At 41.2% G+C, this 20359-nt stretch carries 17 protein-coding genes; 16 read left to right on the forward strand and 1 reads right to left on the reverse strand.

All coding sequences use genetic code 11. From position 1 onward, the window contains the following. Positions 1-42 precede the first annotated feature (42 nt). From D0T20_RS03405 to pyrE, 7 genes are all read left to right on the forward strand, one after another. On the forward strand, positions 43-276 hold the full coding sequence (locus D0T20_RS03405) for a hypothetical protein (RefSeq protein ID WP_116438396.1): 234 nt from the start codon (positions 43-45) through the stop codon (positions 274-276). 262 nt (positions 277-538) lie between these two features. Then, positions 539-1765, forward strand: coding sequence for an aspartate carbamoyltransferase (gene pyrB, locus D0T20_RS03410; protein WP_016805028.1), 1227 nt, complete (start codon positions 539-541; stop codon positions 1763-1765). Between the two features lie 122 nt (positions 1766-1887). After that, a complete protein-coding gene (locus D0T20_RS03415; RefSeq protein WP_016784975.1) occupies positions 1888-3300 on the forward strand; it encodes a dihydroorotase in 1413 nt (470 codons plus the stop codon). Positions 3301-3384: 84 nt separating this feature from the next. Next, positions 3385-4419, forward strand: coding sequence for an orotidine-5'-phosphate decarboxylase (gene pyrF, locus D0T20_RS03420; RefSeq protein ID WP_116438397.1), 1035 nt, complete (start codon positions 3385-3387; stop codon positions 4417-4419). 121 nt (positions 4420-4540) lie between these two features. After that, positions 4541-5425, forward strand: a complete 885-nt coding sequence (locus tag D0T20_RS03425) for a dihydroorotate dehydrogenase electron transfer subunit (RefSeq protein ID WP_116438398.1) — start codon at positions 4541-4543, stop codon at positions 5423-5425. A 53-nt stretch (positions 5426-5478) separates the two neighbouring features. Continuing rightward, the gene (locus D0T20_RS03430) at positions 5479-6462 is read left to right on the forward strand and encodes a dihydroorotate dehydrogenase (RefSeq protein WP_116438399.1); all 984 of its coding nucleotides are present in this window, start codon (positions 5479-5481) and stop codon (positions 6460-6462) included. A 68-nt stretch (positions 6463-6530) separates the two neighbouring features. Next, positions 6531-7223 carry an orotate phosphoribosyltransferase gene (gene pyrE / locus D0T20_RS03435; protein ID WP_016635433.1) on the forward strand — a complete coding sequence of 231 codons (693 nt, stop codon included), beginning with the start codon at positions 6531-6533 and terminating at the stop codon, positions 7221-7223. A gap of 97 nt (positions 7224-7320) precedes the next feature. On the opposite strand, the gene D0T20_RS03440 is transcribed toward pyrE, so the two are convergent. Then, the gene (locus tag D0T20_RS03440; protein WP_116438400.1) at positions 7321-9786 is read right to left on the reverse strand and encodes a BspA family leucine-rich repeat surface protein; all 2466 of its coding nucleotides are present in this window, start codon (positions 9784-9786) and stop codon (positions 7321-7323) included. Between the two features lie 196 nt (positions 9787-9982). Here D0T20_RS03440 and D0T20_RS03445 point away from each other — a divergent pair, with 196 nt between their 5' ends. The 9 genes from D0T20_RS03445 to metK all read left to right on the forward strand — a co-directional run bounded on the left by D0T20_RS03445 (position 9983) and on the right by metK (position 20339). Next, positions 9983-10936 (forward strand): hypothetical protein, encoded by a 954-nt coding sequence (locus D0T20_RS03445; RefSeq protein WP_116438401.1) that lies wholly within the window; start codon positions 9983-9985, stop codon positions 10934-10936. 133 nt (positions 10937-11069) lie between these two features. Next, positions 11070-11633 (forward strand): elongation factor P, encoded by a 564-nt coding sequence (gene efp / locus D0T20_RS03450; protein ID WP_004130995.1) that lies wholly within the window; start codon positions 11070-11072, stop codon positions 11631-11633. Between the two features lie 26 nt (positions 11634-11659). Further along, positions 11660-12157: a transcription antitermination factor NusB gene (nusB, locus tag D0T20_RS03455; protein WP_116438402.1), complete on the forward strand. Its 498-nt coding sequence runs from the start codon at positions 11660-11662 to the stop codon at positions 12155-12157. A 192-nt stretch (positions 12158-12349) separates the two neighbouring features. Beyond that, the gene (gene carA / locus D0T20_RS03460) at positions 12350-13564 is read left to right on the forward strand and encodes a glutamine-hydrolyzing carbamoyl-phosphate synthase small subunit (RefSeq protein WP_116438403.1); all 1215 of its coding nucleotides are present in this window, start codon (positions 12350-12352) and stop codon (positions 13562-13564) included. A 29-nt stretch (positions 13565-13593) separates the two neighbouring features. Further along, the gene (gene carB / locus D0T20_RS03465) at positions 13594-16989 is read left to right on the forward strand and encodes a carbamoyl-phosphate synthase large subunit (RefSeq protein WP_116438404.1); all 3396 of its coding nucleotides are present in this window, start codon (positions 13594-13596) and stop codon (positions 16987-16989) included. A 3-nt stretch (positions 16990-16992) separates the two neighbouring features. Then, positions 16993-17892 carry an orotidine-5'-phosphate decarboxylase gene (gene pyrF, locus D0T20_RS03470; RefSeq protein WP_016635439.1) on the forward strand — a complete coding sequence of 300 codons (900 nt, stop codon included), beginning with the start codon at positions 16993-16995 and terminating at the stop codon, positions 17890-17892. 22 nt (positions 17893-17914) lie between these two features. Further along, on the forward strand, positions 17915-18529 hold the full coding sequence (gene gmk / locus D0T20_RS03475) for a guanylate kinase (RefSeq protein ID WP_016635440.1): 615 nt from the start codon (positions 17915-17917) through the stop codon (positions 18527-18529). A gap of 143 nt (positions 18530-18672) precedes the next feature. Beyond that, entirely contained in the window at positions 18673-18957 is a 285-nt protein-coding gene (rpoZ, locus tag D0T20_RS03480; RefSeq protein WP_004130985.1) for a DNA-directed RNA polymerase subunit omega, read from the forward strand. A gap of 155 nt (positions 18958-19112) precedes the next feature. Further along, positions 19113-20339: a methionine adenosyltransferase gene (gene metK / locus D0T20_RS03485; protein ID WP_116438405.1), complete on the forward strand. Its 1227-nt coding sequence runs from the start codon at positions 19113-19115 to the stop codon at positions 20337-20339. Positions 20340-20359 lie beyond the last annotated feature (20 nt).

Here is a 20359-nt window from a genome sequence, read left to right on the forward strand (position 1 = left end):
TCTGTTCTTTAAGTATAATTGCGGGATGGGAGGTGATTTTTAATGAAAAATTCAATGATAAGCAATGATGTAAAAGAAAGAGCTAAGTCTTTAGTTTTTTATGCTGATGTTTCTTCACATATAAAGCAAACAGCTAGTAGTGAAAATTTAGAAGAAAATGATGAATTATTCTCTACTGATTGTGCTGCAAAACTTATGCATAGTTATAAGCAGTCAGCTTCTGGTTTAGCTCGACCATATAAAGATGTTTTTGCTGAGTTAGAAAAGGGCTTGTAATGAGTTCTTTTGATATTCTTGTTACTCAAGATGCGAGGAAGTTACTTATTCTAGGCGTAATCAGAAATCAGTATTAAGTCAGATTGATTTTTAATTTGATTTACTAATTTTTTGTTCAATTTTTGCATTTAATTGTTGTATTTTGTGGTAACAAATATACGCCACTCCGAATCGCATATTCGTCAATGATAATCAGTAAAATCGTGGAGGTCGCGTGTGGTCGCGGTCGTTTGCCAACTAGCGAAAGGTAAGCGGTTCTATTATGACGAACGCATTTTATGATTCTTCAAATCAAGTTTTTTCTCGTTGCGCAATTGCTCAATCGTTAGCAGGCAAAAGCGTTGTTACTTTAGACGATATTTCCACGGCGCAAATACGAATGCTTTTAGATAAAGCGCGATACATTGATTCGCACAGAAAAGAAGTGGCCCACACTTGCGATGGCAGAGTGTTGGCCACTCTTTTTTATGAGCCGAGTACGCGCACGCGATTAAGCTTTGAAACAGCAATGCTTCGCTTAGGTGGCAAGGTGATTGGCTTTGCAGGCGCTCAACTTTCTAGCGCTAGTAAAGGCGAAACAGTTAGCGACACGTTAAAAGTGGTGTCAAACTATGTAGATGTTGTAGCAATGCGTCATCCTAAGGAAGGCGCCGCTTTTGTAGCAACGCAAGCTGTTAGTACGCCAGTAATTAATGCAGGAGACGGCGGCCACATGCATCCTACTCAAACTCTTGCAGATTTAGCAACGATTCTTGCACGATTTGGCAGACTGAATAATTTAACAGTTGGGCTTTGCGGAGACTTAACGTACGGCCGCACAGTTCACTCGCTTATTGAAACTTTATGCCGCTTTGGAAATGTTCATTTTGTGTTGATTAGTCCAGATGAGCTTAAAACTCCGCAATACGTTATTGATCGTATAAACGCAACCGAATCGTGCTCTTACGAAGAAACTCGCGATTTGATGGAAGTTATTGGAAGTTTAGACGTTCTTTATATGACTCGTGTGCAAGAAGAGCGTTTTACAGACAGGGATCAATACTTGCGACTTAGAGATACTTACATTTTGACGGAAGAAAAATTGCAAAAAGCGAAGCCTAATACGGCTGTTCTTCACCCACTTCCTAGGATTAACGAGATTGCGGTTGATGTTGACGCAGACCCTCGTGCAGCATACTTTGAGCAAGTTAAAAACGGTATGCTTATGCGAATGGCTCTTGAAAGCTCAGTTCTTGGAGATGAGCTTTTGGGCTATGAACCAACAGATTTTGTGAATGTGCCTAAAGACGAATCGCAAGCTTACGATGCTAATGGAATTTCGCTGGCTAATCCTCGTGTTCATAAAGAAGATAAAAACGCTCCTAAAGATCTTAAATGTCCTAATATTCGTTGCATAACAAATAGTGAATTGTCGTTAGTTAAAAAGTTCTATAAGGATGATTCTGACGCAAATGTGTATAGATGCTTGTATTGCGATGAAGAAGCATAAGTAGATTGAATGCAGATTGAATGCAGTCAAAACGTAAAAATAATCGCGATTAACGCAATTGAAATATAAAGTAATCTAAAATAATCTAAATAACTTAAAACCTTGAGCAAACTAGGAGCAATATGAATAACTCTCGAACCTTAACTTTGCAAAATATTGCAGTTTGGGATACTAGCGAGCGCATTGATTTAATCGTAGAAGGTGTGCGGCAAGATGCTTTAATTGAGCCAAATGCCAGAATATGCGGAGAAATTGATGCAAGTGATTGGATTGTTGCTCCTGGTTTTGCAGATCCACACGTACATTTTAGAGATCCTGGTCAAACAGATAAAGAAACGATGATGACTGGCGGCAATGCTGCGGCTGCAGGCGGATATACGCAAGTTTTGATTATGCCAAACACGATTCCAGCGGTGGACGGCGAGCCTTGGAATGATGCTCCTTTTGACGTGGAAAATGTGATTGACTACTTGCAAAGATACGGTTGCATATATGGCGTAAAATTGCCAGTTCGCTACGATTTAAGCGTGTGCGCATCGGGCGGAAGAAGTGGCGTTGATCCTAGCAACGTTAATTTGTGGAAAAAGTATGTTCCTGGAATCGAAGATAGTCAAAAAACGTCTCCAATGAAGAAGCATCCTGTAGTTGCAATCAGTGACGATGGTGCTGCAGTTACAGATTCGATTTTGCAAGACGTTCTAAAAATCGCTAAAGAAACAGGATTGCCTCTTCTTGAACATTGTGAGCATCACAATTCTGGCTCAGTAAACGAAGGCCCAGTAGCTAAGATTTTAGGCGTTGGCGGAATTCCTGCTTCTACGGAGCTTGCGATTGTTAAGCGAGACATTGATGCTGCGCGAGTTAGTGGAGTTCACGTGCACTTCCAGCATGTGAGTACTGCAGCTGCTTTTGAAGCGATTCGCAAAGCTAAGAAGGAAGGCTTGCCTATTACTTGCGAAACAGCTCCGCATTATCTTGCTCTTTGCGATGAAGATGTGCTTAAGTATGGCGTTAACGCAAAAATGAATCCGCCTCTTAGGTCTAAAGCAGATAGACAGGCCACTCTTGGTGCAATCGCAGATGGAACTATAGACATGATTGCGACTGACCATGCTCCGCATACAGATGCAGATAAGGCTGGCGACTTTGCGAGCGCGCCTAATGGCATTATTGGCTTAGAATGCGCGTACGCGGTTTGTAGAAAAGTGCTTGTGGATGCAGGATACACGGACGATAAGCACTTAATTGAGCTAATGTCTGTTAATCCAATGCAACTAATGAGCCGCAGGCCTACGGATGTTTCTGCTTTGCTAAACGTGTCTTCCAAGTGCGCGCTTCGGCGTACATTGCGATTAAGCAACACGGAGCACCCAGAAAACGTTGATTTAGTGTTGATTAATATGAACGAAAAGTGGAGTGTGGATTCAAGCTTGTTCCATTCAAAAGCTAGAAATACGCCATTTGACGGTTGGCAATTAAAGGGCAGGCCAGTGGCAACTATTATTGGATCGCAAATTGCGTTTTCTAGAATGTAGTCGCGTATTTAATAAATCGTATGAGTAAGTCATATGAGTAAGTCGCGTTAGTAAGTCGTAAAAAATAGTAAAAATGGGAGAAAAATGGACGAGTTAGTAGAAGCGATTGCATCAAAGCAAAATCCTACTGTTGTTGGATTAGACCCAAAGCCTGGTATTTTGCCTGCGCAAATTTTAAGCGGCTTAGCAAATGAAGTTTTGCAAGAAGTAGAAAGCGAAGAAGCTTTGCAAACTTTACTTGGTGCTGCTTATTTTGAGTTTAATCGAGCAATTATTGATGCGATTTGTGATATTGTTCCAGCTGTTAAACCACAGATTGCAATGTATGAGGCGCTTGGTCCTGCTGGAATCGACACTTACACAATGACTTGCGATTATGCTAAATCCAAAGGCTTAGTTGTTATTGGAGACGCAAAACGAGGAGATATTGGCTCTACAGCAGCTCAATATGCTGCGCATTTGCGAGGATTTGCTAATCTTGATTCGTATTTTAACGATGAATCTTACGACTTTTACGAGTCTTTGCTTAATCTTCTTAAAAACTCTAGCGCAAAGGATGTTTGGCACGAGGATTCGCTTACTGTAAACCCGTATATGGGATCGGATGGTGTTAAGCCTTTTGTAAACGAAGCAATTTCGCGCAATAAGAGCATTTTTGTGCTTTTGCGCACGTCTAATCCTTCTAGCAAAGAGTTGCAAGAGCTTGTTGTTGAAGATGGCAGGCCAGTTTACGAGCATATGGCAAGTTTGATTGAAAATTGGGGCGAATCAAACATTGGGAATCACGGATATTCTAGAGTTGGAGCGGTTGTTGGAGCAACGCATCCGCAAGAAGGCAAGCGGTTGCGTGAACTTATGCCGCATACTTTCTTCCTTGTTCCAGGTTATGGAGCGCAAGGTGGAACAGCTAAAGATGTTGCTGGAATGTTTGATAAAGACGGCAGTGGCGCAATAGTAAACTCTTCGCGCGGAATTATTGGCGCTTGGAAAAACAGTGAATCTTATAAAAAGCACGAATCTTCAATCTCTTTAGATGACATTCTAGATATTGTTGCACATTCTTCTGCATGCGCTGCTATTAATATGCGAGATGATTTAAGGCAGGCGATTTATAAGTGAATATAGCTAAATAAATGTGAATATAATCTATAACTAACAAGTTACAAATTACAAGCGAAAATACATAAATAAATAAAGCTAAACAAATAAAGTTACACACTACACAAGATAGGGCAAATACATGAGTGATGGCATGTTTATTCAAACTAGAAAATCTTCTAGAAGCTTTATATTTACTATTCGTGAAAGCTCTTTAGACTATTCGGGTGCAGATTCTAGTAAGCCAAAATATAGCCGTCTTTTAGGAAGGCGCCCAATAGAAGTTCTTGATAATCAAAAGCTTGACGAGGGTGTGTATCGCTTAGTTTTGCGCGATGATGCTATTGCTAAAACGGCCACTCCTGCGCAATTTGTTAACTTATATTCTCCAGATTCTACAACTATGCTTCCTAGGCCATTTGGTGTTGCAAGCGTTGATGGAGATACTTTTACTCTTATTTTTGCTGTGATTGGTAAGGGTACTGCCGAGTTTGCGCAGCTTAAAGCAGGAGACACTGTAGACGCTTTAGGGCCATTAGGCTTGGGTTTTGATATTTCTAGGCCAGCTCACTATGTTCTTGTAAGCGGAGGATTGGGCGTTCCTCCTTTGATTTGTGCTGCGCAAGCGATTGCAAAAAATAAGGATTGCAAGGTTACGGCCGTTCTTGGATACAGAGATAATCATTTTGCTGACTCATTTATGAAGGAATACGTTGATAATGTTTATAGCATTAGCAACGCGCAAGGGACTGTTATTACTTTGCTTAATGAGCTAGAGCAAGAAAATCATTTTGATTTTAATGGCGATTTGCCTATTGTTATTCTTTCTTGCGGACCTATGCCAATGATGAAAGCTGTAGCTCATTGGGCGCATGAGCGTAACGTTAAATGCCAACTAAGCCTAGAAGCAAGAATGGGATGCGGATATGGCACTTGTGTTGCTTGCGTTGTAGACACATTAGAAGGCAGACTTAAAGTTTGTAACGAAGGGCCAGTGTTTGACTCTGAAAGATTAGGCTGGGAGTAAATAAAAGGCTGAGAACAAATACTGGAAACAATAAAGGCTGGGAGCAAAAAGATATGAGTAACGAAATGAATAAAGCTTTAGAAAATGCGCAAAATAATGCGCAAAATCTTGGTTTTGACACTAGCCACGTTTGGAAGCACTCAACTAAAGTTGCTGGCGTTGAGTGGAAAAACATGGTTGGAACAGCGTCTGGCACGTTCCAACTTGCAGCTTGCGCGCACTTTTACGATGTGAGCCAGCTTGGAGCAATTTGTACAAAAGGTGTTTCCCCAGTTCCGTGGGAGGGTAATCCTTCTCCGCGCACTGCAGAATCGCCTTCTGGAATGGTGAATGCTGTTGGTTTGCAAAATCCTGGAGTCGACCACTATTTAGTAGACGAGCTTCCAAAGTTAAAAAAGCTTGGAGCGCTTGTGATTACTAACGTTGCTGGTCACAGTGACGACGATTATGCGCAAGTTGTTGAAAAGCTTGCGGATTCTTCTGCAGACATGCTCGAAATTAATGTTAGCTGCCCAAACGTAACTCATGGTGGAATGAGCGTTGGAACAGACCCAGTTGCATTGCATCGCTTAATTAAGCGTCTTCGCGCAATGACGAATAAGCCGATGATTGTAAAAATGACGCCAAACGTTACAGATATTGTTTCGATTTGCAAAGCTGCTGTTGATGCTGGAGCGGATGCTCTTAGCATGATTAATACTTTAGTTGGATTGCGAATTGACATTCGCACAGGCGAGCCTATTATTGCGAATCGTACGGGTGGTGTTTCTGGTCCTGCAATCTTTCCGATTGGACTTGGATTTGTGTGGCGAGTTCGTCAAGCTATGCCAGATATTCCAATCATTGGCATTGGTGGCATTGATTCTGGAGAGAAAGCTTTGGAATACTTGTATGCTGGCGCTAATGCTGTAGAAGTTGGGGCGGCGGCTCTTGTGGATCCTACTGCTCCGATTCGCATTGCGCGAGAGTTGGATGATTTGCTTGATTCTAGGCCAAAGCTTGCGTCTTTGCTTAAAGAAGGCAAAACTTGGCGATGAAATTTAATACAGTAAAACAATTTATTTAAGACGGATTATTTAAGACATTTTAACAAGGAGAGTTAATTATGGCACAATTACACGAGGATTTTACAAAGTTTTTGCTTGATTCAGGCGCACTTAAATTTGGTGATTTTACGCTTAAGTCTGGTCGCCAATCACCTTACTTTATTAACGCTGGTGCTTTCGATGACGGCATGAAAATCGCTTCTCTTGGCGATTATTACGCTCAAAGAATTGTTGCAGCAATAAAAGATGGTGTTCTTTCTAGCAATATTGACACTGTTTTCGGCCCTGCTTATAAGGGCATTCCACTGGCAGTTTCTACGTCTATTGCGTTAACTAATAATTACAATATGCCAGTTGGTTTTACTTTTGATAGAAAAGAGAGAAAAGACCACGGCGACGGCGGAATGATGGTTGGAAAGCCGCTAAAAGACGGCATGAAAGTGCTGCTGGTTGACGACGTTATGACTGCTGGAACCGCAGTTCGAGAAGTCTTGCCAAAGCTTAAAGCAGAAGCAAATGTGGAAGTTGTTGGCTTGATTTTGGCAGTAGATAGAATGGAGCGCACAAAAGATAGTGAACTTTCTGCAGTAAAAGCAGTAGAGCAAGAGTTTGGATTCCCAGTTCTTCCAATTGCAAACGTGCGTGAAATCTTCGATGCAGCTAAGAGGATTAGTAATTCAAACGGGGAGCCCGTAATGAATCAGCAGTTGGCAGATAGCGCTGCTAAATATCTTCTTCAATACGGCGCTTGATATATAGCGTTTTAATAAAAGATCTTAAAGTTTTCCGCAAAATGTTGCAAAACACGGTGTGTGGTACAACATTTTGCGGAAAACTATTGCAAATGTTTTAGTTTTTCTTTAAAACAAATGTTGCAATTCCAGCAATTGCAACAACAAATACAACTAATATAGCAATAGCCAATACATGCGTATTATTGGTTGAAGAGGCTGATTTCGCAATATGGCTGTTATTTGTTAGTGCGTCCTTCTTTTTGTTTACGCTTTTACTTGAATCATTATCTTTAGAGTTGTTTTCTTTAGAATCATTGCTTTGCAAATCTTTGTAATCAGCGTTATTGCTGATTGAGTTGCTGCTTTGTTCGGTTTGATTCTTATTTGTTGCAGTTTTGTTGGCGATTTCTGCTTTGTAAGAAGTATCTTGATTTTCTTGTTGCGATTTAGCAGATTCTGCAGTTTTAGGTTCTACAACCTTTTGTTGTTCTGCAGTATATGTCTTCGCATCAACACTGGTTTGATTATAACTACTATAATTGTAATCATCTTTATTAAAAGGAATGAATAATAATTTGTTCAAACTGTAATCAGAATCAGAATCAGAATCATGGTCCGAAGATTCAGATCTACTAGGCTCAACAACGTTTGAAGTTTCCTTTTGAATGCTTTTAGTTTTAACAGTCAAATTAAAATCTTTACTTAAATCAAGATTGCTTAAATCTGTATTAAAAGCAGAGTTCCCATTATTCCAATCTGTAATCACTTCGTCTTTTAAGCCTAGAATCGTAGATAAAGTTGCGTTTGCTTTTTCTATGCCTAGATTTCGGAAGTCAGTTATTTTATTATTTGAATCTTTACAATTAACAATTGCATCAACAAAATTATGTTTTCCATTCGTATTAACTAAGCAATTAATATTAGCATCGCCGTGCTTTATTGCAGCCATAAAGTATCCGCGTAAGAATCTTCTAGAGCCGCTTTCTTTGCTTTGTTTTGCGTTATTTTCTATTAAATCTTTTGCACTATTTGAGAATCCACCTTCTTTAATAAGAAGATTTCCATCTTGTGCGCTTGCTTCTTTCCAAATGTCATTAAGTGCCGAAAGATTTGTTTGCTTAAGATCCACTCCAGATGGAATAGTAATATCATCGATTTTGCTGCCGCCAAACATGTTTTTAACACCTTGGTTTAATGAACCAGTTTGAATATTAAGAGCCTGCGTTAAATCCCACTTAGAAATATCTAGCGAAGTTACAGAAGAGTTTGCAAACATATCGTTCATATCTGTTGCGCTAGAAGTGTTCCATTTTTCGATTCCTGGTATTTGCGTTAAATTAGTAGTATTTGAAAATGCTTTTCCCATATTCCAAATATTTTTTGTATCCCAATTTTCTAAGCCAGTTATCTTTTTAACGCCACTGTTTTCAAAAAGGCCGATAATGTTTGAAACATAAGAAGTTTTCCATTTTCCAAGATTAGCTTCTTTAAGTGAGGTTGTTCCAGTAAACATTCTGCCAATGTCGTTAGTATTGCTAATATCCCAATTTTCAAGCGCTTTAATATCTTCTAGCTTGTTTGCGTTCATAAACATTCTTCCCATTGAAGAAAGATTTTCGTTTGTAAACACTTCTAGGCCTTCGGTAGTTGTTAATCCGCTTTCTGCAAACATTCCAGTTGCTTCATCGCAGTAGTGGTTGTCCCAAGTAATTCCCTTAACGTTTGAAAGATTCTTTGCTTGGTAGAACATATTGCTCATATGATGAACATTGCGAGTTTTAAAGTTTCTAATGCCGTCTGCAGATTCAATTGCGCCGCCTTCAAACATGCTAGTCATGTCTGTAACGTTGCTAGTGTTCCACTTTTCGTCTAATCCGTGAACTGTGCGCAAATTTTTTGTGTTTCTAAACATTAGTTGCATGTTGTCAACGTGGCTAACATCCCAGTTAGATATTGGATTTATGCTGCTTATTCCGCTATCTTCAAACAGGCTGCTCATATCTGTTACGCGGCTTGTATCCCAGTCTTTAGTGCCATTAATGTTTTTTAACTTAGGTGTTGAAGAAAACATTCCAGACATATCTTCTACATTAGAAGTGTCAAATAAATTCAAATTGTTTATTGTTTCTAGATTTGCAAAGTTTGAAAACAGTTTGCTAGCACCGTTTCCTAGTTGGATTTTTCCAGCATTTTCAGTTTGATCGCCTGATTGAACAATATTTATGACTTTGACTTTAGATGTATCAAAATTTACGCCATCTTGGTTGTTTTTATTAGATGAAATTATTTTTTCAATTGAGTTAGATGCAAAATCTGTCCTGCTAATTTTTGATATTTCAAGAGTATTGGTGGATTCGTCAAACTTCCACTTTAGCCCAGTAGGAGTTGGGTCAAAGAATCCCTTATATTTTGCTTCATGCCAAGTGTTTAGTGCGTTTTCTTTGTTTTTTGGATTAGATGCAACAGATTTGTTATACTGCGTTAGCCCAGTGTTTAATTTTTCGCGAGCAATGGCTTGAGTTGGTATTAGTGAGAAAATTATTACTAAAGATAAGCAAGATGCGAATATATTTTTTCTCATGGTTTCTCTTCTCTGTTAAATCATGCGTATGTTCGTTCTTGTTAGAACATGTTAAATATATCAGTCTTTATGAATAAAGTAAAGATAATATGTTAGTTTATGTTCTTTTTTTGTAAAAATAATTATAAATTAGTGTTTTATAATGATGCTTTTATATGTGAGTAAAAATATCAAAAGATTGTATTAATCTCATAATATGGAAAACAGCAATAATAAGTACCAAGAATCAGAAGATTTGGATGATATCGCTTCCTTTAATAATCAAGATGCCTACGAGCCAGAAAACATTTTTGGCTCCTCTAATAATGATTCAAACAACTCTTTATTAAGTGATAAAAAAGCTATTGCTGTTATTGTTTGTGCATCTCTTATATCAATCGGAGTTGTTGCCGTATTATGGTTTGTATTATTTGCTAATAACTCTAAGCCTAGTCTAAAAGCGAATGAGCCTTCTAAAAATTGCGTTCAATTGCGCAAAAAAGTAATCAATGCTAAAGAAGAGCTTAAAAAAATTGTATCAAGTCAAGATGTTAAAGATGCTTCTAGCATAAAAGCTGCTGATTTTGATGAAGATTTTGATGCTGCTAAAGACGCAGCGGACGATTTTGAAACTTCTTTAAGCTACGCTAATGATGACTTAAACGATGATATTCCATCATGCCCACTTGGCGCGGATTCTTACGATTCTACAACAGTTGAAAATAAGCTTTCAGACAAATTGGATTCTTTGCACAAAGATGCTAATTCTGTTAAAACGCATGCAAAGAATTTACTAAAAACTAGCAGAACTGCTTTTGGCGATCAATTGTTAAATCTTGTTAAAAAAGCTAGAGAGCTTGTAGAAAAAGCTAAAAATTTGCCTATTTTAGCTGATGCTTCTAAAAGCATAGAAAATGCTATTAATGATGCAGGGAATGCTCTTGCTAAAAGCAGCAATAATTATACAGAGTTAAAGCAGGCTTATCAAAAAATAAAAGCTGTTATAAGTCAGTATGAAGATAGAATTAAAAAAGTGAGCGATAGATTTTTAAGCAGAGATGGCAATGGGTATCCTTTTGATGCTCCGCATCCTAAGGATGATCAAGGTGGCTATATTCCAATGGGTCGTAGTCAAAACTCAGACTCGTCGGAGCAAGACGATCAACAGTAACGAATAATTGCGTTAAATGCGGTTGTTATTTTAGTTGTTATTTTAATTAGTTGACGCTTTGTGGCATAATAAGCAAGGTTTATTTCTTAGCTGCACGCATTGCAGCTTTATTAGCGAAAGAAACGGATAACTCGTGGCACAGACTACCAATGATATTAAAAATGGATCGGTTTTGAACCTTGAAGGTCAGCTTTGGACTGTTGTTAAGTTCCAGCACGTAAAGCCAGGCAAAGGTCCTGCTTTCGTTCGTACCACCATTAAGAACGTGCTCTCGGGCAAGATTGTCGATAAGACTTTTAACGCCGGCATGAAGATGGAGTTCGAGACCGTTGATAACCGTACTTTGCAATACTCTTACGAAGACGGCGATAACTTTGTGTTTATGGATATGACAACCTACGACCAGGTGTACATTCCTAAGGATTTGGTTGGAGATCAAAGCAAGTATCTTCTTGAAGGAACTGATTGCATTGTTAGCTTCCATGATGGAACTCCTTTGAGTGTAGAGCTTCCAGCGTCTGTAATTTTGACGATTACTCACACTGAGCCAGGCTTGCAAGGCAACCGTTCTAATGCTGGCACTAAGCCTGCAACAGTTGAAACTGGTGCCGAAATTCAGGTTCCACTCTTTGTTGGCGAAGGCGAAAAGGTTAAGGTCGATACTCGTGACGGCTCTTACCTTGGTCGCGAAAACTAGTAAAAACTTATAAAAAGGACGCTAATATGGCACGCTCCACTGCTCGAAAGAGGGCATTGAACACTCTTTATGAGGCAGACGAGAAAAGTCAGAATATTCTTTCTTTACTCGACGAACGTTTGAAAGAGCCAGGCGCGCAAACTCCTCTTCCGGATTATGCTGTTGATATTATTCGCGGAGTAGGAGAGCGCAGAAATAGGATTGATAAAACCTTAAATCGCTATTCAACAGGCTGGAAAGTTGGAAGAATGGCGGTTATTGATCGCAATATTTTGCGCATTGCTGTTTGGGAGATTCTTCTAAACGACGAAGTGCCAGATAAAGTTGCGATTGATGAGGCAATTGCTCTTTCTAAAACATATAGTGACGATGAAGCAATCACCTTTATTCATGGTCTTTTAAGCGCAATTGTTTCCGACAAAGACGCTTGCTTGGCTAAGTTTAATGGTGAATCTGGTGAATCTGACGAGTCTAGCGAAGCTGGTGAATCGCAAGAATCGCAAGAATTGAAAGAAAACGATTAGTCTTTTGTAAAGTCAGATTTAGATTCAGATTCTAGTTTTGCAAAATAGTCTTTTGTAAAATAGTCGTAAAACATGTAAATCCGCTTGCTTGTAAAAGTAGGCGGATTTTTGTTTTGTAATACATCGGCGCGTCGCCGTCCGCCAATATGAGTAAACTTGCCACGAATAACCTAAAGCCATAAGGGGGTTAAGGTGGGCTATAACGACACCTTCGCCGGATTCGGCACTGATGATGCAGTATTAGTATTGGAAGACGGGCAAGTTTACGTTGGTAAACCATTTGGCGCAAAAGGTTCTACACGCGCTGAAATCGTGTTCTCTACAGGAATGACTGGTTACCAAGAAACACTCACTGATCCAAGTTATGATCAACAAATAGTTGTTCAAACGTTCCCACACATAGGAAACACGGGAATAAACGGCGAAGACCCAGAGTCGTCAAAAATATGGGTTGCAGGATACGTTGTAAAAGCTCCAAGTCCAAATGTTAGCAATTGGAGAGCTACTGGTTCCTTGGAAGATGATTTAGAAAAACAAGGTATTGTAGGAATCAGTGGTATTGATACAAGAATGCTGGTACGACATTTACGCTCAGTTGGCGTTATGCGTGCCGGCATTTTTTCTAATGATGCTCTTATAGACAAAACTACTGGAGCAATTCGCACAGTTGCATCTTTTGTAAATGAGATTAAAGAAACTCCTCAAATGCAAGGCCTGCGACTAACAGACGAAGTTAGTACGCAAGAAGCTTATACGATTGAGCCTTGCGGAGATTATGAGGGCAAAGAGCCGCTTTACACTGTTGTAGCTGTTGACTTTGGCATAAAAGCCATGACTCCTCACCGTTTGGCACAGCGTGGATGCCGTGTACACGTTGTAAGTTCCTCAATAAGCTTTGAGTCACTTCAAGCGCTTAACGCAGATGGCGTGTTCTTCTCGAATGGTCCTGGAGACCCTGCTCAAGCAAATCGCGAAGTGGAATTATTGCGTAATGTGTTAGACGCAGGATACCCATTCTTTGGAATATGCTTTGGAAATCAATTGCTTGGTCGCGCGCTTGGCTTTGGAACGTACAAGCTTAAGTTTGGTCACCGTGGCATAAATCAGCCTGTAAAAGACGTGACTACTGGAAAAGTGGAAGTTACGGCTCATAATCACGGATTTGCTGTAGATGCTCCTATTGGCCAGACTGTTCAGTCCCCTTACGAAAATGGCCATTTTGGTCGCGTAATAGTGTCTCATGTAGATCTTAACGACAATGTTGTAGAAGGCTTGCAATGCCTTGATATTCCAGCTTTTTCTGTGCAATATCACCCAGAAGCAGCCGCAGGGCCTCACGACGCATCATACTTGTTTGATCGCTTTGTAGAACTTATGCAAAATCACAAGAATAAAAGCGAAAAATAGTAGGTATAAAGAGATAAAAGGAATTTATAATGCCAAAACGCGATGATATTAAGTCTGTAATGGTGATTGGTTCTGGCCCAATCGTAATTGGTCAGGCTGCAGAATTCGACTACTCTGGAACGCAAGCTTGCCGAGTGCTTCACGAAGAAGGAATCCGCGTAATCCTTGTAAACTCTAATCCTGCTACGATTATGACGGATCCAGAGCTTGCAGATGCAACATACATTGAGCCAATAGACACGGCGATTTTGGAGCGCATTATTTCTAAAGAGAAGCCAGACGCGCTTCTTCCAACGCTCGGCGGCCAAACTGCTCTTAATGCCGCAATGGACTTGGGGCGTGCAGGAATCTTAAAAAAGTACAATGTGGAGCTTATTGGCGCATCTTTGGAAGCAATCGACCGCGGCGAAGATCGTGAGCTTTTTAAGAAAGTCGTAGAAAAAGCTGGAGCAGAAAGCGCAAAATCCTTTATTGCTCACTCAATCGAAGAAGTAGACAAAATTGTTGAAACGCTTGGATACCCAGTAGTGGTACGCCCAAGCTTTACAATGGGCGGCTTAGGCTCTGGAATTGCTCATAATCAAGAAGAATTACACCGCATTGCTGGAGCTGGCATCCACTATTCTCCAACAGACGAAGTGCTTATTGAAGAAGGCATTGAAGGCTGGAAGGAATTTGAGCTGGAGCTTATGCGAGACTCAAAAGACAACGTTGTTGTTGTGTGCCCAATCGAAAACGTTGACCCTGTGGGTGTTCACACGGGAGACTCGATTACAGTTGCTCCATGCTTTACGCTAACAGATCGCGAATATCAAAAGATGCGCGATATTGGCATTGCGATTATTCGAGGCGTAGGCGTTGATACAGGCGGTTGCAATATTCAATTCGCAATCAACCCTAAGACTGGTCGCATAATCGTAATCGAAATGAATCCGCGAGTTTCGCGTTCTTCTGCGCTCGCATCTAAAGCAACAGGATTCCCAATCGCAAAAATCGCTACAAAACTTGCGCTCGGCTACACTTTGGACGAAATCCAAAATGATATTACGCGTTCGACTCCTGCAAGCTTTGAGCCAACGATTGACTATGTTGTAACTAAGATTCCGCGCTTTGCGTTTGAAAAGTTCCCTGGAGCAGATACTACGCTTACTACTTCTATGAAGTCTGTTGGCGAAGCAATGGCTTTGGCTGGAAACTTCCAGGAGTCTCTTGGAAAAGCAATGCGCTCAATCGATAAGCGCCACGCATGCTTTAACTGGGACGGCGAGCGCCCAAGCAAAGAAGAAGTTAATAGACTTCTTGAAGAAATGCACACGCCAACAGAGCACCGCTACTTGCAAATTCAGCGCGCGCTTTGGGGTGGAGCAACTCCAGAGCAGATTTTTGACGCAACAAAAATCGACCCATGGTTTGTTGAGCAGCTTTCGCTAATTAACAAAACAGCGCTAGAGGTTCGTGAAGCAGAAAACTTGACGCCAAAAGTGTTAAAGAGCGCTAAGCTTGCTGGCCTTTCGGATGTTCAAATTGCGCATTTGCGTAATCTTGGAGACGAAGGCGAAAACATGGTTCGAGAGCTTCGCTGGGCGTATGGATTGCATCCTGTTTACAAAACGGTTGACACTTGTGCTGCCGAGTTTGACGCTGTAACGCCTTACTACTATTCTTGCTACGCTCAAGAAAGCGAGCTTAAGCCGCGCAATCGCGAAGCCGTGATCATTCTTGGATCTGGTCCTAATAGAATCGGCCAGGGTATTGAGTTTGACTACACTTGCGTTCATGCTGTGCAAGAGCTGGGTAAGGATTACGACACAATCATGGTCAATTGCAATCCTGAAACAGTTTCTACAGACTACGATATGTCGGATCGCCTATACTTTGAGCCTCTTACTTTCGAAGATGTGCTTGAGATTTATCAAGCAGAAAAGAAGCTTGGCCCAGTTAAAGGCGTGATTGTGCAACTTGGCGGCCAAACTCCGCTTTCACTTGCGGCTCGTCTTAAAGCTGCAGGCGTTCCAATTTTGGGTACTACGCCTGAGGCCATTGATTTGGCGGAAAATCGAGAGCTTTTTGGAGAGGTTCTTCGCCAAGAAGGCATGAATGCTCCGCGCTACGGCACTGCTTTAAGCCTCGAAGAAGCTAAAGATGCTGCTCACGCAATCGGATACCCGGTTCTTGTGCGACCAAGCTACGTGCTTGGCGGTCGTGGCATGGAAATCGTGTACGACGATGCTCAGCTTGCAAAATACGTGGATCGCGCTTTGCAAGAAGCTAGAGCAGACACTGTTGTTTCTGGCCGCTTACCTTCGCCGCTTTTGATTGATAAGTTCTTGCAAGACGCTATTGAGATTGACGTTGATGCACTTTACGACGGCAATGAGCTTTATATTGGCGGAATTATGGAGCATGTTGAAGAGGCTGGTGTGCACTCTGGCGATGCTGCTTGCACTCTTCCTCCAAGCACACTTTCCGACGATCAAATTCGCCGCCTTCGCGAGGGCACGCTTTCGATTGCTCGCGGATGCTCGGTTCGTGGTCTTATTAACGTTCAATACGCTTTTATGGCAAACACTTTGTACGTAATTGAGGCAAATCCTAGAGCGTCTAGAACTGTTCCGTTTGCTTCTAAAGCTACTGGTGTTGCTCTTGCTAAAGCTGCTGCTCGAATTATGTCTGGAGAAACAATCGAACAGCAGCGAAAGCGTGGTCTTCTTCTTCCAAAGGGAGATGGTGGAGATATTCACCCAGGCCAGCAGGTTGCTATTAAGGCTTCCGTCTTGCCTTTTAAGCGTTTCCGCACTCCTGTTGGTCGTACAGTTGATATTTTGCTTGGTCCAGAAATGCGCTCTACTGGAGAAGTTATGGGCTTTGACCGCGACTTCCCACATGCTTTTGCTAAGAGTCAGCTTGCAGCATACAAGGGCGGTTTGCCTACAAGTGGCAACGTGTTTGTGTCTGTAAGCGATGCAGATAAACGCCAATTGCCTCTTCTTGCAGTGCGCTTAGTAGAACTTGGATTTACGATTTGGGCTACAGAAGGTACGGCATCTGTTCTTAGACGTTACGGCATTGATTCAGTTATTGTTGACAAGCTCTCAAGCCAAGGCGACACGGCGAAGGATGTGCGAAATGACGTGCCTTCGCGCGAAAGAATCGGCAAAAACGTGGTTGAGCTGATTGAAAATGGTAAGATTGATATGGTGTTGAACACGCCGAATTCAAGAGGGTCGCGTACGGATGGTTATGCTATTCGTGCAGCTGCTGTTGCAGCAGACCTTCCGCAATTCACTACAATTACGGAGTTTGCACCAGTTCTTATGGCTATAGAAGCCGTTAAGAACAACGATTACCAAGTGATGAGCATTCAGGAGCATGCAAAGCAACTGTTTGCAATCGAGAAGGCAGAAAACGAAGAAAGTCGGGCTTAATACATGACCGAAAGCATACGAGAGCAGGAATTGCAGGCGCAAAGATCCGATTTTGGATTGCGTCTAAAAAACGCTATGGCAAAATATGGGCCATTATGCGTTGGTATAGATCCGCACCGCAAAATGCTGCTTAATTGGGGATACAATATGGATGCTCAAGGAGCAGAATTGTTCTCCATGCGTATGCTTCAAGCCATGAACGGCAGAGCTGCTGCCGTAAAATTCCAGTCAAGCATGTTCGAGCGCTACGGGTCTAAGGGTTTCGCGGCGCTCGAACGAGTGCTGTACGCTGCAAGGCAAATGGATGTAATCACTATTGTTGATTGCGGTCATGGTGGATTGTCTACAACAATCTCCGCTCTTGCAGACGCTTATTTTAAGCCAGATGCGCCTCTTCTTACAGATGCAATTACGCTTCTTCCATATTACGGAGCTAGGTCAATGGGTGGGTTGATTAATGAGGCTCTTAATAATGGCAAGGGTGTGTTTATTGCTTCGCTAACGTCTAATCGCGAAGGCGCTAGTTTGCAAACAGCAATTCGTCAAACTGGTTCATACCGTGGTACAACTGTTGCTCATGGTATTGCTCAAACTGCTCAAACTTTTAACAACAATACAAAGGGCATGGGTTCTGTTGGCTTAATTGTTGGAGCCACTATTGGAGATTGGATGAATGGCGGTGGAATCGATTTAACGAGTTTTACTGGCCCTATTCTTTCTCCAGGTTACGGCTGGCAGGGTGCGGAAGCTAACGATTTGAAAACGGTTTTTGCTGGAACTCACGGAAATGTTTTAGTAACTGTTTCTAGGTCTATTGCTTCGCATGGTCCAGATATTGGTGCATTATCTAATGCAACTGAACGAATAGCTTGGGATATTCGTCAAGCTTTAATGGATTCATAAAAATGATTTAAGAGAGTCAAATATGGTTAGTTTAGACAATACACAAAGTACGCAATCCATTAAAAGGCGATTGATTGTTCTTACTGGTCCTACTGCTGCTGGTAAGGGCACTGTTGAGGGGGTATTGCGCGAAAAACACCCTAATATTTGGCTTTCTGTTTCTGCGACTACCAGAAAGCCTCGCTACGACGAGTTTAATGGCATTCATTATTGGTTTATTGACGAAGAAGAGTTTGCTAGAAGGCAAAAGAACGGTGAATTTTTAGAGACGGCTCTTGTTCACGGAATGGCTCACTATGGCACTCTTCTTAAACCAGTTTTGGATCATCTTGCTCAAAACGTTCCAACGCTTCTAGAGATTGATCTTCAAGGAGCTAGAAGAGTAAAGCAAGAGGCTTCTAGACTTGGTTTGGAAGTTGTGTACGTGTTTATTGCTCCTCCTAGCTTTGAAGAGCTTAAGCGTAGGCTTATTGGTAGAGGCACAGAAACTCCTGAGCAGCAAGCTAAGCGTTTGCAAACAGCAAAAGTGGAAATTGCCGCGTCTAGTGAGTTTGATTTTGTGATTGTTAATGACGATGCTAATCGCGCTGCGGACGAGCTTTGGAATATAATCGCTAAAGAATACGATTTAGATTAATCTTGATTAGTTTTAGTTTAGACTAGTTTAGATTAGTTCCAATCACTTTAGTTTAATTTTGATTAGTGTTTTGAATATCCTTGCAATAGCTTACAATTGATTATTTGGAAACTATTGTGGCACCATAGAATATGGAGAACATTATGGCATTGGGCACTAAGCCAACACCTACGGGACTTGCAAATCCGCCTATTGATGATTTAATGCAACATGCGGATTCCAAGTATGCGCTTGCCTTGTTTGCCGCAAAACGAGCACGGCAGATTAATTCTTATTTCACACAGCTTAACGAGGGATTGTTGCAAAACGTCGGTCCTCTTGTTGAGTATAAGAACCAAGAAAAGCCTCTTTCTATTGCATTCCGCGAGATTAATAAGGGTTTGCTGGTAGAGAATCTTGGTGAAGATGATGTGAACGAGGGAAACTAAGTTTTCTTTTTCGTTTAATTGCAGCCGTATTATCCTTGCGCTTACAATCGCGTGTGGGTATGCGGCTGCGATTGTTTTAATGCGCAATTTAGAGAGTTAGCTTTATTTATAAAGTTAGTTTTATTTATAAAGTTACAAAGTTATAAAGGGGAATTATGAAAGAGTCTAAACTTATTTCTGCAGAATCTGTTACAGAAGGTCATCCAGATAAGCTTTGTGATCAGATTGCGGATGCAATTTTAGACGACATGCTTCGTCAAGATCCCCATGCGCATGTTGCTGTTGAAGTTTGCGCTTGCGTAGGACAATTTGTTGTTTTTGGCGAAGTTAGGGGAGAAGTTTACACAGATATTCCTGGAATTGTAAGAAAAGTTGTGCGCGAAGTTGGATACAACAGTTCTTCTGTTGGCTTAGACGCTGATTCTTGTGGCGTAATGGTTTCACTAACTGAGCAAAGCGCGGAGATAAATCAAGGTGTTTCTAGATTAGATTTAGAATCCGAAAATCTTGCGTCTAAAGAAGAACGCTACAAGAGTCAAGGAGCAGGCGACCAGGGCGTTATGTTTGGTTATGCTAGCGACGAAACAGACGCTTATATGCCTCTTCCAATCTATCTTGCTCATCGTCTTGCTCAACGCTTATCTTATGTTAGAAAGTCTGGAATTGTGCCAAATCTTAGACCAGATGGAAAAACGCAAGTAACAATCGAGTATAACGAAAAGTTAGAGCCTATTCGCTTAGATACTGTTTTGATTTCCACTCAACATAGTCCTAATGTAAGCGTTGATTGGCTTAGAGAACAGCTTGTTAAAAACGTTGTAGAGCCCGTTCTTAGTAAAGTCTTAGAAAATCGCGTTGATTATAGCGATTATAGAATGCTTGTAAATCCTACAGGGTCGTTTGTTTTAGGCGGGCCTGCTGCAGATTCTGGATTAACTGGCAGAAAGATTATTGTAGACACTTATGGTGGAGCCGCTCATCATGGTGGCGGAGCTTTTTCTGGAAAAGACCCTAGTAAGGTAGATCGTTCTGCAGCATACGCTGCGCGCTGGGTTGCAAAGAATCTTGTTGCTGCAGGTTTGGCTCATAAAGTAGAAGTGCAAGTCGCGTACGCTATTGGTATTGCGGAGCCTGTTAGCGTAAATGTAGAAACTTTTGGAACAGAAGCTAATGGAATTACGCGCTCGGATATTTCTGCAATAGTTCGTAAAGTCTTTGATTTGCGACCAGCTGTGATTATCGACGAGCTTGATTTGCTTAGACCAATTTACTCAAAGACTTCTGCTTATGGTCATTTTGGCAGAAGTGATGTTGATTTTCCTTGGGAAGAGTTGAATCGTGTTGAACAGATTAAAAATGAGGTAAAATCATTAAAAAAATGATTTAAAAAAATGATTTGAAG

This window comes from Gardnerella piotii, assembly GCF_003397585.1.
Taxonomy (GTDB): Bacteria; Actinomycetota; Actinomycetes; order Actinomycetales; family Bifidobacteriaceae; genus Bifidobacterium; species Bifidobacterium piotii.

Excerpts from the sequence above, each read along its gene's own strand:
- D0T20_RS03405 (WP_116438396.1), top strand. The coding sequence starts at position 43 with ATGAAAAATTCAATGATAAGCAATGATGTAAAAGAAAGAGCTAAGTCT.
- pyrB (WP_016805028.1), top strand. The coding sequence starts at position 539 with ATGACGAACGCATTTTATGATTCTTCAAATCAAGTTTTTTCTCGTTGC.
- D0T20_RS03415 (WP_016784975.1), top strand. The coding sequence starts at position 1,888 with ATGAATAACTCTCGAACCTTAACTTTGCAAAATATTGCAGTTTGGGAT.
- pyrF (WP_116438397.1), top strand. The coding sequence starts at position 3,385 with ATGGACGAGTTAGTAGAAGCGATTGCATCAAAGCAAAATCCTACTGTT.
- D0T20_RS03425 (WP_116438398.1), top strand. The coding sequence starts at position 4,541 with ATGAGTGATGGCATGTTTATTCAAACTAGAAAATCTTCTAGAAGCTTT.
- D0T20_RS03430 (WP_116438399.1), top strand. The coding sequence starts at position 5,479 with ATGAGTAACGAAATGAATAAAGCTTTAGAAAATGCGCAAAATAATGCG.
- pyrE (WP_016635433.1), top strand. The coding sequence starts at position 6,531 with ATGGCACAATTACACGAGGATTTTACAAAGTTTTTGCTTGATTCAGGC.
- D0T20_RS03440 (WP_116438400.1), bottom strand. The coding sequence starts at position 9,786 with ATGAGAAAAAATATATTCGCATCTTGCTTATCTTTAGTAATAATTTTC.
- D0T20_RS03445 (WP_116438401.1), top strand. The coding sequence starts at position 9,983 with ATGGAAAACAGCAATAATAAGTACCAAGAATCAGAAGATTTGGATGAT.
- nusB (WP_116438402.1), top strand. The coding sequence starts at position 11,660 with ATGGCACGCTCCACTGCTCGAAAGAGGGCATTGAACACTCTTTATGAG.
- carB (WP_116438404.1), top strand. The coding sequence starts at position 13,594 with ATGCCAAAACGCGATGATATTAAGTCTGTAATGGTGATTGGTTCTGGC.
- pyrF (WP_016635439.1), top strand. The coding sequence starts at position 16,993 with ATGACCGAAAGCATACGAGAGCAGGAATTGCAGGCGCAAAGATCCGAT.
- gmk (WP_016635440.1), top strand. The coding sequence starts at position 17,915 with ATGGTTAGTTTAGACAATACACAAAGTACGCAATCCATTAAAAGGCGA.
- rpoZ (WP_004130985.1), top strand. The coding sequence starts at position 18,673 with ATGGCATTGGGCACTAAGCCAACACCTACGGGACTTGCAAATCCGCCT.
- metK (WP_116438405.1), top strand. The coding sequence starts at position 19,113 with ATGAAAGAGTCTAAACTTATTTCTGCAGAATCTGTTACAGAAGGTCAT.